At 42.8% G+C, this 15516-nt stretch carries 13 protein-coding genes; 12 read left to right on the top strand and 1 reads right to left on the bottom strand.

All coding sequences use genetic code 11. The features are described from left to right. Nucleotides 1-43 precede the first annotated feature (43 nt). Nucleotides 44-4498 carry a translocation/assembly module TamB domain-containing protein gene (locus tag HMPREF2794_RS24280; RefSeq protein ID WP_055268885.1) on the bottom strand — a complete coding sequence of 1485 codons (4455 nt, stop codon included), beginning with the start codon at nt 4496-4498 and terminating at the stop codon, nt 44-46. A gap of 200 nt (nt 4499-4698) precedes the next feature. Here HMPREF2794_RS24280 and tsaD point away from each other — a divergent pair, with 200 nt between their 5' ends. The 12 genes from tsaD (at nt 4699) to HMPREF2794_RS24225 (ending at nt 15489) form a co-directional block, all read left to right on the top strand. Continuing rightward, complete coding sequence (gene tsaD, locus HMPREF2794_RS24275) at nt 4699-5718, top strand: tRNA (adenosine(37)-N6)-threonylcarbamoyltransferase complex transferase subunit TsaD (protein WP_010537994.1); 1020 nt, start codon at nt 4699-4701, stop codon at nt 5716-5718. A gap of 426 nt (nt 5719-6144) precedes the next feature. After that, complete coding sequence (locus tag HMPREF2794_RS24270; protein ID WP_010537995.1) at nt 6145-7377, top strand: competence/damage-inducible protein A; 1233 nt, start codon at nt 6145-6147, stop codon at nt 7375-7377. Between the two features lie 122 nt (nt 7378-7499). Continuing rightward, on the top strand, nt 7500-7760 hold the full coding sequence (gene rpmB, locus HMPREF2794_RS24265) for a 50S ribosomal protein L28 (protein ID WP_008765736.1): 261 nt from the start codon (nt 7500-7502) through the stop codon (nt 7758-7760). 21 nt (nt 7761-7781) lie between these two features. After that, nucleotides 7782-7970 carry a 50S ribosomal protein L33 gene (gene rpmG, locus HMPREF2794_RS24260; protein WP_008761579.1) on the top strand — a complete coding sequence of 63 codons (189 nt, stop codon included), beginning with the start codon at nt 7782-7784 and terminating at the stop codon, nt 7968-7970. Between the two features lie 14 nt (nt 7971-7984). Beyond that, nucleotides 7985-8143 carry a DUF4295 domain-containing protein gene (locus HMPREF2794_RS28195; RefSeq protein ID WP_010537996.1) on the top strand — a complete coding sequence of 53 codons (159 nt, stop codon included), beginning with the start codon at nt 7985-7987 and terminating at the stop codon, nt 8141-8143. A 140-nt stretch (nt 8144-8283) separates the two neighbouring features. Beyond that, entirely contained in the window at nt 8284-9243 is a 960-nt protein-coding gene (gene ftsY, locus HMPREF2794_RS24255) for a signal recognition particle-docking protein FtsY (protein ID WP_010537997.1), read from the top strand. Further along, nucleotides 9240-10550 carry a 30S ribosomal protein S12 methylthiotransferase RimO gene (gene rimO, locus HMPREF2794_RS24250; protein ID WP_055268884.1) on the top strand — a complete coding sequence of 437 codons (1311 nt, stop codon included), beginning with the start codon at nt 9240-9242 and terminating at the stop codon, nt 10548-10550. Before ftsY ends, rimO begins: the two co-directional genes overlap by 4 nt. Continuing rightward, on the top strand, nt 10543-10815 hold the full coding sequence (locus HMPREF2794_RS24245; RefSeq protein ID WP_010537999.1) for an HU family DNA-binding protein: 273 nt from the start codon (nt 10543-10545) through the stop codon (nt 10813-10815). The genes rimO and HMPREF2794_RS24245 overlap by 8 nt, the downstream gene beginning before the upstream one ends. 17 nt (nt 10816-10832) lie before the next feature. Then, a complete protein-coding gene (locus HMPREF2794_RS24240; protein ID WP_010538000.1) occupies nt 10833-12272 on the top strand; it encodes an HU family DNA-binding protein in 1440 nt (479 codons plus the stop codon). A gap of 238 nt (nt 12273-12510) precedes the next feature. Further along, nucleotides 12511-13506, top strand: a complete 996-nt coding sequence (locus HMPREF2794_RS24235; RefSeq protein ID WP_008761573.1) for an AAA family ATPase — start codon at nt 12511-12513, stop codon at nt 13504-13506. A gap of 25 nt (nt 13507-13531) precedes the next feature. After that, nucleotides 13532-14401, top strand: a complete 870-nt coding sequence (locus HMPREF2794_RS24230; protein WP_008761572.1) for a DUF58 domain-containing protein — start codon at nt 13532-13534, stop codon at nt 14399-14401. Then, nucleotides 14401-15489 (top strand): BatD family protein, encoded by a 1089-nt coding sequence (locus HMPREF2794_RS24225; protein WP_010538001.1) that lies wholly within the window; start codon nt 14401-14403, stop codon nt 15487-15489. Before HMPREF2794_RS24230 ends, HMPREF2794_RS24225 begins: the two co-directional genes overlap by 1 nt. The last annotated feature ends 27 nt before the right edge of the window (nt 15490-15516 follow it).

The following is a 15516-nucleotide window of genomic DNA, read 5'->3' as shown; positions in this document are numbered from 1 at the left end:
AAATAGTGACACTATCCGGTTGGTATAGTGTCACTATTTGTTTTTATTTCTGCGCCCGCTTTCTCTTTAGTTCCGACTTTGCTTTATCATCGGCAATACTGTCCGTCTGCTGCTGTTGTACCTTTTCTGTTTCTTCACGTTTCCGTTTGTTACGCAGCTTCCATTTATTCCAGAAGAAAAGATCGCTCCATTTATTGAAATCTTTCTTGTACATAATACCGACTCCCTGCGTAGTAAGATTTGTCTTTGTGTAGTAACGGTCATTTGTTTCATTGTAAGCTTTCAGGCGGATATCCCCCGAACGGTTAATCAGCCATTCAGCCTCAAAGTCACCTATAAAGTTCGTATTCGCCATTGGATTATCGCGGTATCCGAAATTACCATTGACCAGAAGACGGTTATTCAGCAACTGACCGGACAAGATACCTTCCACTTCCATATCCGTCCATCCTTTATCACCCGTGCTCAGATTGGTACCGATATTCCAGTTATTAGTTTCGAAAACCTGCGACAGGGCATTGTTCAGCTGACCGGACAGGGTAGAAGAGAGCACCGACGACATCACATTCGAATTCTGATTATTCCGTGCAGCATCTTCCGTATAGAACTTACCGATACCCAGCAGATATAGAATCTGCATATTCATCTGTTCCTCCGTACTAATATAGTTACGTACCAATGTCTGAATTTCATCTCTTTCATTCGGAAGTTCGATACCCAACTTAATGGTTGGCCGCCATAAGATTCCACTTAGATTCATGATACAATTTACCCGTACATTGGTCTGTTGGGCAATGGAAGAAACATCGGGATTCAAATCATTCAATGAAGCGGAATTTACAGTATACGAAGCCTGAATATCCATATTCGCATCCAAAGGAGCACCGTTGAAAGTAATGGTACTTCCATCTTTGATGATAAAATCCTTGCGAATTACTTCCTGCAAACTGAACTTATAGATTCCCTGGTTGATGCGGTAATTGCCGAACATCTTCACATCTCCTTTATTATAAAACTCCGTCCGTATATTTCCCGTCCCCTTTGCACTGATGTAGTCTCCGGCAATAGGGTCCATGATAATTTTCATGGTAGCATCGGGGGTAGCATCTACCAGAATGTTCAGACGGATATCTGTCTGGTGCTCCTCTTCGTCCGCCTGACGCTTCTGCTGCATCTGCTCAAAATAGGAAATGACCGGAATCGAATCCTGAATGCTGCGACGGGGAGTTTTGTCTACAAACTTTATAAACTGGTTGCTGGCAGCCGATGCCACATTTCCATTGACATAAGTGAACACCGTATTCCGGTTGGTCGTCATCGCGAGATTTACGTCCAGCCCCTGTATTGCATTACCCGCGAGCAACGCATTTCCCGTAGCATACACCGTTCCATAAAAAGGCATATCCGTCGATTCCTTCGTATTCATCAGAAGCATATTATTAGCCTGAATCTCAAAACGGTAATTAATATTCTTGAAATGCTTGAAACGCAAATATCCGTTCATTGTTCCCGAATGTCCTTCCAGGTCAGCAATGTGCATATTGTTGAACTCCAGTCCGGTAGGAGCCAGGCGAATCGTATCTCTAACGGCAAAGCGGGTATTCAGAATATCAAACTTCATAGAAGCATCCGTCATGACAGCCCCGTCCAGATTTAATCCCTTGAACTTTCCGTAAAAATGAACCTTTCCCGTTCCTCTTCCTTTTATATCCTGTGCTATTGATTTCATATAAAATTCGAGGAATTTCAGATTCAGTTCGTGGGCATCGATGTTCAGATCAAGTCCGCTTTCCGGTTTCAACGGATAAATCATACCGGTGACCCGTGATGGCGACGGCGCTATATCCTGAATAGATGCATCAAGATAAATACCTCTTTTCTCATTATCCCAGGCACCGTATACGTCCAGATCACCCAAACGCCCTTGATTGAGCGAGAAGTTCCTGACAAACAAACGGGTATTCATCACAGGTTTCTTGAACACGCCGCTGGCGTAGGCAGTTCCCGTAGCATCTCCTTCAAAGTTTACATCATCGGAAATATTTGCAATATCAAATACATACCCCATATTGATGTCCTTCAGATCCACCTTGACGGTATCCGCAGGATTGTCGGAAAGCCTTCCGTTGATGCGTACATAACGGTCATGATGACTGAAATAGAAATTATTCACATCTACCTTGCCGGAGTCTACCACTACTTGTGAAGGATGTATCTGCCAAAGCGTATCATTCAATATTACGTCAGTCTGCTTCACATCCACCATCGCTTTCAACAAAGGCTTTTCGCCTGCCGTACGCAGGAATTGTGCGACGGCAGCCAACTTTCCGCTATAAGTCGCTGTGGCGTTATTTCCCCAGTTCAAAGTGGTGCTGACTTTATCTTCTTTGGCCTGTGCATCCAGAGAGAGGTTCACGGCCCCATTCTTTTTCAGACTGGTCAGACGAACCTTCGCACGGATATGGTCCGAAGGATTCTCACACAGAATCATACCCGACTCGATAAAGTTATTCTTGTATTGCAGACGAGGGAAGTAACCTTCTACGCGCAGTCGCTGCAAAGCATCATTAAAGTATCCTTTCACCGTAGAATGTGTATATACAGTCAGCGGAATATCAAATATCGTAGATAAAATATCCGTATTATATATATTCACATCAAATGCGAAATTATTGTTCGTTTCTATCGGCTTCTTTGGCGGCAGTATCAAAGACGGAATATACCCGCGCATGATATTGAGAATACTTGCCGGCAATGTATGGTAGCGGAATTTCCCGGCTATGCTTGCTGTCAGAAACTCGGAAGTCAGTTTAAGCTGATTCTCATTGTCCTGCCGGGTAGCCCGCACATTCATGTTTTTCATGAAATACTCTTTATCCGGTGCCCTGAACTCCAGACTATCCACATTAATCTCTCCGATCATTTCGTCGATAGACCCGCCGGTGAAGTTGGCCTTTACCTTCAGCGAGAACTCCGCATCCTGATAGTTGGGCGTAAGATTGAGGTCATAGGGGCGAACCTTGTCGACAACGGCAAGGAAGTTGAAAGTAGGAACCTTGGATGCTACATTCACATCTCCATTCAGATAGATGGAACCATTCGGATCATCCAGCGCTATCTTTCCGTTGAATCCGCCCTGCTTATATTCTCCGTCCAGCGTAATATTCTCATATTTATATCTGCTATACTCCACGGAAGCGATCAATCCCTTCAACTCTACGGCAGGAAGCTGTTTTTCAATATGCCGTCCATGTACATCCAGATTAAAAGTGATTTCTCCCAACTTGTCATTATTCAACAGCTTACCCAGCCCAAACTCTTCCGTTTTCACAGCACCGGAATAAGCAAACAATCCCTTAGTTTTGTCGGAACTCAACTTTAAGTCAGTCTTTACATTGCCAAGCCCTGTACGCAACTGCCCGTAGGTAACCAGATCAGTGAAGTATCCGGAAATCTCCCCACGGAAATCAATATCGCCCAAACGTTCCAGAAGTGGAGGTACTCCATTGTAATTACTGCTCAAATTGCGGACCAGGAAACTGACTCCGCGACTATTGGCAGAAAGTTCGGAAAGCTTCCCGTACACATACGCATCCTGCGGATTCGAAAGTTCCTGAAGCGATACATCTCCCGAAAGCCGGAACTGGCGGTCATCAGCCGTAATCTCCAGATGGGAGCAGGTGAGTTGGTCTACCGTTCCTTTTACCTGCATATCCAATGTTATCGGTTCTTTGAAATGCGACAACACCGGTACAAAAGGAGAAATATCTTTCAACGTAATCTGCGAGGGCAGGGTGCGGAAAGAAAAGTGAACCTTCTCCGAGAACTGATCAAAAGCTTTCAGACTGTCATACACCAAATGAATGGTATCCATCTTCAGCGAAGTTTCGGGCAGCTCGATAGCAAAGTTCTCAATATTGGTCTGTTTGTCATTGGCAACCAATTTCAGACTCAGTTTCTTCAGAGAGAATCCGGAAGCCTTTTCGTCAAAACTCAATCGTTTGATACCAAGATTCAAAGAGTCCCTGTTCATAGCCTTCAGAGAGATGTTGGCTATGATATTCTGAAGCTGGACATGCTTGGCATTAAACTTTCCGGGAGTTTTTTCCTCAGATAACACATGATAAGCCATCCTTCCCCGACGAATCAGCACGGAGTTGATACGCAAATCCAGCGAACTTTCCTTTTTCACGGTATCTTTCGAAGCGAAAGCATCCAGCACAAACTTGAAGTTCGGAGGAGAGTCGGGAGTCTGTTTGTTCAGATTGATGGTAAAGCCAAACAACTGGACACTACTGATGGAAATCTTTCCTTTAAAGAAGGGAAGGATGTCAAACTTGGCGGACAAACGGGTCACTTTAAGCATTTCCTTGCCGCTCTGATCATCGAGCAGCACATCATCAATGATAATACGGTTCAATAAACCGATATTGATTTTGCCGATAGTCAGGCGTGTGTTCAGTACTTCGGATAATTCCTTGGCAATAAATGCACTCATTGCTTGCTGAACATTTGGAATATTCAGCAAAACAATAGTCCCGATATATACTCCCAGTACAATACCAACTACCCAGCGTACAGTCTTTTTCAGCGTTCTGATAAGCGATAACTTTTATTTAGCGAACAAAAATATAAAATAGTTCGTTATGAATCGTAGTTTTATCATTACTTTTGCACCGTTTAATAGTTTAAAAACTTATGAGTGCAATAATATTAGGAATTGAATCCTCCTGTGATGATACGTCGGCAGCCGTAATCAAGGATGGTTATCTGCTGTCAAATGTGGTATCAAGTCAAGCCGTACACGAAGCATACGGTGGAGTAGTACCCGAACTAGCTTCACGGGCGCATCAACAAAACATTGTTCCGGTAGTACACGAAGCACTGAAACGGGCAGGAGTTACCAAAGAAGAACTGAGTGCGGTAGCTTTCACACGCGGACCGGGATTGATGGGATCTTTGCTTGTAGGCGTTTCTTTCGCCAAGGGGTTCGCTCGTTCTCTAGGCATTCCTCTGATAGATGTTAATCATTTGACAGGACATGTTTTAGCTCATTTTATTAAAGCAGAAGGAGAAGAGAATATACAGCCGAAATTCCCGTTCCTTTGCCTGTTGGTATCCGGAGGTAACTCACAGATTATATTAGTAAAAGCCTATAATGATATGGAGATTCTCGGTCAGACGATTGATGACGCTGCCGGAGAAGCAATTGATAAATGTTCCAAAGTGATGGGACTCGGCTATCCGGGTGGTCCGATTATTGACAAACTGGCACGCCAGGGAAATCCGAAAGCATATACTTTCAGCAAACCTCATATTCCGGGCTTGGATTACAGTTTTAGCGGACTGAAGACTTCATTCCTGTACTCATTGCGCGACTGGCTGAAAGATGATCCTGACTTCATCGAACATCATAAAGTGGACCTGGCCGCTTCTCTGGAAGCAACCGTCGTAGATATCCTGATGGACAAATTACGGAAAGCCGCCAAAGAATATAAGATTAAAGAAGTAGCCGTAGCCGGTGGAGTCTCTGCCAACAATGGCTTGCGCAACTCTTTCCGGGAACATGCCGAAAAGTATGGCTGGAATATCTTTATTCCTAAATTCAGCTATACTACCGACAATGCAGCTATGATTGCCATTACCGGATACTTCAAATATCTGGATAAGGATTTCTGCTCCATTGATCTTCCGGCTTATTCACGCGTCACTCTATAAAGTTGTTTTTTTGCTGTCACCCGTCACTTTATACAATAACAAACTGTAATATAGCAGATTAAGCGGTGACAATTAAAGTGACGGAAGTAATAATAGTGACGGCAAACGGTGAAAAAGTGACACCAATCAGCTAAGCGGCGACACAAAGAAGCCTTACCAAAAAATAAAATGCACCTATATATAATAGGTAAACAAAGGAAGAAGAAGGATATAAGAAGCCTTCATTAAGAACCTTTGTTTATAGCATTTCTCCGTTTCACGTGCATGGACCGCTCGCTTCACGTACATGATCCATTCGGCTCACATACATGGAACGAAAGGACCACGTACGTGAAACGAAGAAACGAAGTAAACAAAATGACTAAACATAGCATATATACCTTATTAATATAGGTAACATATTCTATTAATTAACGTAGAAAAAAGATGTTTGCTGAGATTATTACCATTGGCGACGAACTGCTGATAGGGCAGGTGGTCGATACAAATTCTGCCTGGATGGGGCAGGAGTTAAATAAGATAGGTATCGAAGTACTACGCATCGTTTCCATCCGTGACCGCGAAGAAGAGATCATGGAGGCAGTAGATAATGCGATGAAAAGGGTGAATATTGTCTTGGTGACCGGAGGACTGGGCCCGACAAAAGATGATATCACCAAGCAGACTCTCTGTAAATACTTTCATACGGAACTGATATTCAGTGAAGAAGTATTTGAAAACGTAAAACGAGTGCTTGCCGGAAAAATACCGATGAATGCGCTGAACAAGAGCCAGGCAATGGTTCCCAAAGATTGCACGGTTATCAACAATCCGGTGGGAAGCGCATCTGTCAGCTGGTTCGAAAAAGAAGGAAAAGTGCTTGTGTCCATGCCGGGAGTTCCGCAGGAAATGACAACCGTTATGACAGAATCCGTACTGCCTAAGCTGCATGAGAAGTTTCGGACGGATGTAATCATGCACCGGACGTTTCAAGTGCAGCATTATCCCGAATCCGTACTTGCCGAAAAGCTGGAACCATGGGAAACAGCCCTGCCGGAAAGCATCAAGCTGGCATATCTGCCCAAACTTGGCATTATCCGCCTGCGGCTGACCGGACGCGGACAAAAGAAATCAGAAGTAGAAAACGCACTGAATCGCGAACAAGCCAAACTGGAAGCGATACTCGGCGATGATATTTTCTGTGAAGAAGATATTCCTTTGGAAGTAATCGTGGGCGAACTTCTGAAAAAGAAGAATTTAACCGTTTCCACCGCAGAAAGTTGTACCGGAGGAAGCATTGCAGCACGCCTGACGTCCATTGCCGGAAGCTCGGAGTATTTTAACGGAGGAATAGTAGCATACTCCAATGAAGTAAAAATGAACTTGCTTCATGTTTCGCCGGAAACACTGGAAACGTATGGTGCTGTAAGTGAGCAGACTGTAACCGAAATGGTAAAAGGAGCGATGAAAGCGATGAAAACTGACTGCGCCGTCGCAACTTCGGGCATAGCAGGCCCCGGAGGAGGAACTCCGGAGAAGCCGGTAGGCACCGTTTGGATAGCCGCTGGTTATAAAAATGAAATTCGTACTTACAGGCAGGAAACAAACCGTGGAAGAGCCATGAATATTGAAAGAGCAGGCAATAATGCCCTATTAATTCTTCGTGATTTGCTCAAATAAGGAAAAATTGGTGTCTACAAGTGAATTATTTTAAGAAATTCTTGTTTTATACGGATAAAAGTGCTTACTTTGCGTCCTGTTTGAAATAAGTATAGATATAAAACTATAAAAATAAGATAGAAATGTCGAAGATTTGTCAAATTACCGGAAAGAAAGCCATGATTGGCAACAATGTTTCACACTCAAAGAGAAGAACTAAAAGAACCTTTGATTTGAACTTGTTTAACAAAAAGTTCTATTATGTAGAACAAGACTGTTGGATCAGCCTTAGCCTTTGCGCTAACGGTCTGCGTATCATCAACAAAAAGGGACTGGACGCTGCACTGAACGATGCAGTAGCTAAAGGTTTCTGTGATTGGAAAAGCATTAAAGTAATCGGCTAAACGTAGAGGAGAAAACTTACAATGGCAAAGAAAGCAAAAGGTAACAGAGTACAGGTGATTCTGGAATGTACAGAACACAAAGAGAGTGGAATGCCGGGAACATCTCGCTATATCACAACTAAGAACAGAAAAAATACAACTGAAAGACTTGAGTTGAAGAAATACAACCCGATTCTGAAGAGAGTAACAGTACATAAGGAAATTAAATAATAATAGTATAACCCATGGCAAAGAAAACAGTAGCAAGTTTGCACGAAGGTTCTAAAGAAGGTCGTGCTTATACCAAGGTTATCAAAATGGTGAAATCTCCGAAAACTGGAGCTTACATTTTTGATGAGCAAATGGTTGCAAACGAAAAAGTACAAGACTTTTTCAAAAAATAATCGGAATAGCTTAAATCGCTATAAATACAAAATCCCCTCATTGGCAAACAGTGAGGGGATTTTTTATTGCTTCTTTTTTTACTTTTCCAATCCTTTGTTATATCTTTGTAGCATAATGTATTATACAAATAACTGTTGATATGGGATTTTTTAGTTTTTTTTCAAAGGAGAAGAAGGAAACTTTAGATAAAGGATTATCTAAAACCAAAGAGAGCGTATTCAGTAAAATCGCTCGCGCTGTGGCCGGTAAGTCGAAAGTGGACGACGAAGTATTGGATAATCTGGAAGAAGTTTTGATCACATCGGACGTGGGGGTAGAGACAACTTTGAATATTATCAAACGTATCGAAAAACGTGCTGCCGCAGACAAATATGTGAATACGCAGGAATTGAACCATATACTGCGCGATGAGATTGCTGCCCTTTTGACCGAGAATAATTCGGATGATGTAGCAGACTTTGATGTACCTATCGAGAAAAAGCCTTATGTAATTATGGTAGTGGGAGTAAATGGGGTAGGTAAAACAACAACAATCGGAAAATTAGCTTATCAATTCAAGAAAGCGGGCAAATCTGTTTATCTGGGTGCAGCCGACACATTCCGCGCAGCTGCTGTAGAGCAGTTGATGATTTGGGGTGAAAGGGTAGGTGTACCTGTTGTCAAACAGAAAATGGGTGCAGACCCTGCATCTGTCGCTTTCGACACACTGAGTTCTGCCGTTGCCAACAATGCGGATGTGGTAATTATCGATACAGCCGGTCGTCTGCACAACAAAGTAGGCTTGATGAATGAGTTGACCAAAATTAAAAACGTCATGAAGAAGGTAGTTCCCAATGCACCGGACGAAGTGCTGCTGGTACTGGATGGTTCTACCGGACAAAATGCGTTCGAGCAGGCCAAGCAGTTCACTTTAGCTACGGAAGTGACCGCAATGGCGATCACCAAACTGGACGGAACTGCTAAAGGCGGAGTGGTCATCGGAATTTCCGACCAGTTCAAGATTCCTGTAAAATATATCGGATTGGGTGAAGGCATGGAAGATTTACAGGTCTTCCGCAAGAATGAATTTGTTGATTCCCTGTTTGGAGAGAATGCATGAAAAGAAAGAGAATAGATATTATTACTTTAGGTTGTTCCAAAAATTTAGTAGACTCGGAGCAGTTGATGCGTCAGCTGGAAGAAGCAGGATATAGCGTAACTCATGATACTGAAAAACCGGAAGGGGAAATTGCGGTGATCAACACCTGCGGGTTCATCGGCGACGCGAAAGAAGAGTCTATCAACATGATTCTGGAATTTGCAGAAAGAAAAGAAGAAGGCGATCTGAAGAAACTTTTTGTAATGGGTTGTCTTTCCGAACGTTATCTGCAAGAACTGGCTATTGAAATTCCACAGGTGGATAAGTTCTACGGTAAATTCAACTGGAAAGAACTTTTGCATGACTTGGGAAAAACATATCATGAGGAATTATACATTGAGCGTACTTTGACGACTCCCAAGCATTATGCATATCTGAAGATTTCAGAAGGGTGCGACCGCAAATGCTCTTATTGTGCTATTCCCATTATCACCGGACATCATATATCCAAGCCGATAGAAGAAATTCTGGACGAGGTACGGTATCTGGTATCGCAAGGAGTAAAAGAGTTTCAGGTGATTGCTCAGGAATTGACATATTACGGAATTGACCTGTATAAAAAGCAAATGTTGCCCGAATTGATCGAACGTATTTCGGAAATACCGGGCGTAGAATGGATTCGTTTGCATTATGCGTATCCGGCACATTTTCCAACGGATTTATTCCGTGTAATGCGTGAACGTGATAATGTCTGCAAATATATGGATATTGCCTTGCAGCACATCAGCGATAATATGCTGAAATTAATGCGCCGGCAAGTAGGCAAGGAAGATACCTACAAGTTGATTGAGCAATTCCGTAAAGAAGTGCCGGGCATTCATCTGCGCACCACGCTGATGGTAGGACATCCGGGAGAAACGGAGGAGGACTTTGAAGAGCTGAAAGAGTTTGTGCGCAAAGCGCGTTTTGACAGAATGGGAGCTTTCGCCTATTCTGAAGAAGAAGGAACTTATGCCGCCAAACAATATGAAGACTCTATACCACAGGAGGTTAAGCAAGCCCGACTGGATGAACTGATGGATATCCAGCAAGGTATTTCAGCAGAATTGAGCGCAGCGAAAATCGGTCAGCAGATGAAAGTGATCATCGACCGGATCGAGGGAGATTATTATATCGGACGTACAGAGTTTGATTCACCGGAGGTAGATCCGGAGGTGTTGATCAGCCATTCTGGAGAGGAACTTGAAATCGGGCAATTCTATCGGGTAGAAGTAACCGACGCGGACGATTTTGATTTATATGCAAAGATAATGAACAAGTATGAATAATAAGGAATTTACATCGGAACTGGCAGACAGACTGGGATATACTATCAAAGACACTTCTGAACTGATAAGTTCTTTATTGTCTGATATGACACAGGAACTGGAAGATGGAAATGTGATTGCCATACAGGGCTTCGGTTCTTTCGAAGTGAAGAAAAAGGCGGAACGTATTTCGATCAATCCGTCCACCAAGCAGCGCATGCTGGTTCCTCCCAAACTGGTATTGTCATACAGACCCAGTAATACACTGAAAGACAAGTTTAAATAATATATATTTTCCCAATTATGAATGAAAGACTGACAATTCAAGACCTTATCGACTTATTGGCGGCTAAACATAGCATGACCAAGAAGGATGCCGAAGCATTCGTCAAAGAGTTCTTTCTCTTGATAGAACAAGCCCTGGAGAATGAGAAGACTGTGAAAATCAAAGGATTGGGGACTTTCAAACTTGTTGATGTCGATAGCCGGGAAAGCGTTAATGTCAACACTGGGGAGCGTTTTCAGATAAAAGGGCACACCAAAGTATCGTTTACTCCGGACACGACGCTCAGAGATACGATAAATAAGCCTTTTGCGCATTTTGAGACGGTAGTACTAAATGAGGGTACGGTATTGGAAGATACTCCGATGGAGGAATCCGATGAGGAAGAAGCCTCGGTTGCTGACAGTGAAGCCGAAATGGTCGATTCTGAAGTTACAGAGGATAAAAATACTGATGAAGATACTCAGGAAGAAATACAGCCGGAAGAGCCCGCAATAGAAGAACCGGCAACTGAAGCAGTGGCTGCGGTTAAAGGAGAGGAGACCGATACGAATGAAACCGTTCCGACAGAAACAGAACCGGAACCTGCTGTTATAGAGCAACCTATGACCGAAGAATTATTGGAATCAGAAGCCGAATCGGAATCAATACTTGAAGATTCTTCAGAAGAGGAACCTTCAGAAACTCCATTAGAACCTGACTTCAGTCCGGCAGCAACAGAAGAGCCGGTTGAAGAAGCTTCGGAAGAAACAATTATAGAAGAACCAGAAACAGAGAAGAAAAAAACAGAAACTACTGCAGAACAAATTATCGCCCAAGAACTTTATAAAGCGAATATGGAACCTGCAACACCGAAAAAAGAACCGGAAACAGAACAGCCGAAAGCCGCCTATACCGATAAAGACAGTGATAAAAAGGAGAAATCAGCGATTCCTTATCTGATAGCAACGATTATTATAGTCTTGTTATTGTGTGGAGGAGCTATTCTGTTTATTTATTACCCGGATTTATTCTCTTCTTCATCTGATTCTGATAAGGATATAGTCGACATGCCGGAGGCCGTTCAGCCTGTTCAGCCGGAAGCACAACTTTCTGATACAATTGTGCAAAAAGATACAGTAGCGGAGGCAGCTCCTGTTATGCCCGACGAAACTGTGCAGCCAAAACCTGTAGTCAAGAAGGAACCGGCAGCGGAACCTGTCAAAGCAGAAAGTAAACCTGCCCAACAGCAACAGCCTGCAACCTCGGTATATTCGGATTCTGCATCCTATAAGATTACCGGTACCAAAACAAAATACACCATTAAAGAGGGGGAAACTTTAACACGAGTTTCATTACGCTTTTACGGTACAAAAGCGATGTGGCCATACATCGTAAAACACAACCCGAAAGTAATTAAGAACCCCGATAACGTGCCATACGGTACAACAATCGAGATACCGGAACTTACAAAAGAATAAAAACAAAAACGATTCATTCACCCGGCTCATACAGTAATGTATAGCCGGGTGAAATGTTATGTAAGTACAAAAGCGTATGAAAGTACCTTAATCTAAAGATTTCGCATTGTTTTTTAATAAAAATTAGTTGCAATCGTTAATTATATGGCGTACTTTTGGGAGCGAATTTAGAAGCCTTACACACTGGTAAGTCTTACATCTAATTATTGAGAATTAAATAATAAAATATTAAGTATTTATGGCTGAATCAATTGATATCCGCGAACTGAATGAGCGGATTGAAAGACAAAGTGCTTTCGTTACCAATCTTACGACAGGTATGGACCAAATCATTGTTGGTCAGAAACATTTGGTTGAATCACTGCTTATCGGATTGCTTTCCGATGGACATGTTCTTCTGGAAGGTGTTCCCGGTTTGGCAAAAACTTTGGCTATTAAAACACTCGCTTCACTGATTGACGCGAAATATAGCCGTATTCAGTTCACTCCAGACTTATTGCCGGCTGACGTTATCGGTACCATGGTTTACAGCCAGAAAGATGAATCTTTCAAAGTACAAAGAGGACCTATCTTCGCCAACTTCGTATTGGCGGATGAAATAAACCGTGCTCCGGCCAAAGTACAAAGTGCTTTGCTGGAAGCCATGCAGGAACGCCAGGTTACTATCGGCAAAGAAACATTTATGTTGCCGGAACCTTTCTTAGTTCTGGCTACCCAGAACCCGATCGAACAAGAAGGTACTTACCCGCTTCCTGAAGCACAGGTAGACCGTTTCATGCTGAAAGTAGTGATTGACTATCCGAAACTGGAAGAAGAAAAACTGATTATCCGTCAGAATATCAACGGAGAGAAGTTCAATGTGAAACCTATTCTAAAAGCAGAAGAAATAATCGAAGCCCGCAAAGTCGTTCGTCAGGTATATCTGGATGAGAAAATAGAACGCTATATCGTGGATATTGTATTCGCAACCCGTTTCCCCGAAAAGTACGACCTCAAAGAACTGAAAGACATGATCGGATTTGGTGGTTCACCCCGTGCTTCTATCAATCTGGCTCTGGCTGCCCGTACATACGCTTTCATCAAGCGCCGTGGCTACGTTATTCCGGAAGATGTACGTGCTGTTGCACATGATGTTCTCCGTCACCGTATCGGATTGACTTACGAAGCGGAAGCCAACAACATGACTTCGGACGAAATCATCAGCAAGATTCTGAACAAGGTTGAAGTGCCCTAATTTGCGCTACTTAACTATTGCATAAATGGAAACAAGTGAAATATTAAAAAAGGTTCGTCAGATTGAAATCAAGACACGAGGACTGTCTAACAATATCTTTGCAGGCCAATACCATTCGGCCTTCAAGGGTAGGGGTATGTCTTTCTCGGAAGTCCGTGAGTATCAGTTTGGCGACGATATACGCGACATCGACTGGAATGTGACAGCACGATTCAACAAACCTTATGTGAAAGTGTTTGAAGAAGAGCGCGAACTGACAGTGATGTTGATGGTCGATGTTTCCGGAAGTTTGGAATTTGGTACAGTGAAACAACTGAAGAAGGATATGGTAACGGAAATTGCAGCTACTCTTGCATTCTCCGCTATCCAGAACAACGATAAAATTGGTGTGATCTTCTTTTCAGACCGGATAGAGAAATTTATTCCTCCCAAAAAGGGGCGTAAACATATTCTATATATTATCCGCGAACTGATTGACTTTCAGCCGGAAAGCCGCCGTACCAATATTCGTCTGGCATTGGAGTATCTGACTAATGTAATGAAAAGACGTTGTACTGCGTTTATTTTATCCGACTTCATCGATCAGGACAACTTCAAGAACGCTTTGACTATCGCCAACCGGAAGCATGACGTAGTGGCATTGCAGGTGTATGACAGGAGAGTGAGTGATCTTCCTCCGGTAGGACTGATGCGGATAAAGGATGCGGAAACCGGTCATGAACAATGGATCGATACTTCTTCCAAAGCTGTACGCCGGGCACACCGTGACTGGTGGATCAACAAACAGACTGAACTGAACGACACATTTACCAAAAGTAATGTAGACTCCGTATCTGTGAGAACCGACCAGGATTACGTAAAGGCATTGTTGAATTTATTTGCCAAACGAAATTAATGGAATCAAAAATGAATAGAAATATTATTCTGATAGCATTGTTATGTCTGCTGCCTATGGGTAGAACTGTAGCACAGTCTGTTACGGTTGAAGCCAAGATAGATTCGTTGCAGATATTAATTGGCGAACAAGCGAAAGTACAACTACAAGTAGCGATGGACGCCAAGCAACGTGCTGTCTTTCCTGCTTATACCGATACGCTGGTGCGTGGGGTAGAAATTATAGAAACTGTCAAACCGGATACGCAATTTCTGAATGATCGCCAACGGATGCTGATCACTCAGGAATATATTATCACCTCGTTTGATTCAGCTCTCTATTATCTTCCGCCAATGCCCGTCACAGTGGATGGCAAAGAATATAGATCAAAAGCACTGGCACTGAAAGTATATTCGATGCCGGTCGACACTTTACATCCGGACCAGTTCTTCGGACAAAAAACAGTGATGAAAGCACCTTTTGCCTGGGAAGACTGGTATGGACTAATCGGTTGCTCATTCCTTGCATTACCTTTGCTCGGTCTGTTAATCTATCTGATCATTCGTATCCGTGATAATAAACCTATTATCCGCAAGATAAAAGTAGAACCTAAGTTGCCGCCACATCAGGCTGCGATGAAAGAAATCGAACGTATCAAGAGTGAGAAGGTATGGCAGAAGGGAGAGCCGAAGACATACTATACAGAACTGACGGATACTCTTCGTACCTACATCAAGGATCGTTTCGGATTCAACGCACTTGAAATGACTTCTTCTGAAATCATTGATAAGTTATTGGAAATGAACGATAAAGATGCTATATCGGATTTGAAGGAACTCTTCCAGACAGCGGATTTGGTAAAGTTTGCCAAACATGATCCGCAAATGAATGAAAACGATGCGAATTTGATTAACGCAATCGATTTTATCAACGAGACAAAGCAACCGGAAGAGGAGAATCAGAAACCGCAACCAACGGAAATCACAATCATCGAGAAACGTTCTCTGCGTACCAAAATATTATTAATCTGCGGTATTGTATTCTTATCTGCAGCATTAATCGGTACTTTTATATATATAGGTATGCAGCTTTATGATCTCTTTGCATAATGTGGTGTGAATACTAAATAGTAAACT

This window comes from Bacteroides sp. HMSC067B03, from assembly GCF_001811315.1.
In the GTDB taxonomy this organism is placed as follows: domain Bacteria; phylum Bacteroidota; class Bacteroidia; order Bacteroidales; family Bacteroidaceae; genus Bacteroides; species Bacteroides faecis.
This window is presented reverse-complemented; position numbering and strand designations above follow the sequence as displayed.

Bases quoted from the DNA above. Each gene is read 5' to 3' on its own strand.
- HMPREF2794_RS24230 (WP_008761572.1), top strand. From the start codon at position 13,532: ATGGAAACAAGTGAAATATTAAAAAAGGTTCGTCAGATTGAAATCAAG.
- HMPREF2794_RS24235 (WP_008761573.1), top strand. From the start codon at position 12,511: ATGGCTGAATCAATTGATATCCGCGAACTGAATGAGCGGATTGAAAGA.
- HMPREF2794_RS24240 (WP_010538000.1), top strand. From the start codon at position 10,833: ATGAATGAAAGACTGACAATTCAAGACCTTATCGACTTATTGGCGGCT.
- tsaD (WP_010537994.1), top strand. From the start codon at position 4,699: ATGAGTGCAATAATATTAGGAATTGAATCCTCCTGTGATGATACGTCG.
- HMPREF2794_RS28195 (WP_010537996.1), top strand. From the start codon at position 7,985: ATGGCAAAGAAAACAGTAGCAAGTTTGCACGAAGGTTCTAAAGAAGGT.
- rpmB (WP_008765736.1), top strand. From the start codon at position 7,500: ATGTCGAAGATTTGTCAAATTACCGGAAAGAAAGCCATGATTGGCAAC.
- HMPREF2794_RS24245 (WP_010537999.1), top strand. From the start codon at position 10,543: ATGAATAATAAGGAATTTACATCGGAACTGGCAGACAGACTGGGATAT.
- HMPREF2794_RS24280 (WP_055268885.1), bottom strand. From the start codon at position 4,498: ATGAGTGCATTTATTGCCAAGGAATTATCCGAAGTACTGAACACACGC.
- HMPREF2794_RS24225 (WP_010538001.1), top strand. From the start codon at position 14,401: ATGGAATCAAAAATGAATAGAAATATTATTCTGATAGCATTGTTATGT.
- ftsY (WP_010537997.1), top strand. From the start codon at position 8,284: ATGGGATTTTTTAGTTTTTTTTCAAAGGAGAAGAAGGAAACTTTAGAT.
- rpmG (WP_008761579.1), top strand. From the start codon at position 7,782: ATGGCAAAGAAAGCAAAAGGTAACAGAGTACAGGTGATTCTGGAATGT.
- HMPREF2794_RS24270 (WP_010537995.1), top strand. From the start codon at position 6,145: ATGTTTGCTGAGATTATTACCATTGGCGACGAACTGCTGATAGGGCAG.
- rimO (WP_055268884.1), top strand. From the start codon at position 9,240: ATGAAAAGAAAGAGAATAGATATTATTACTTTAGGTTGTTCCAAAAAT.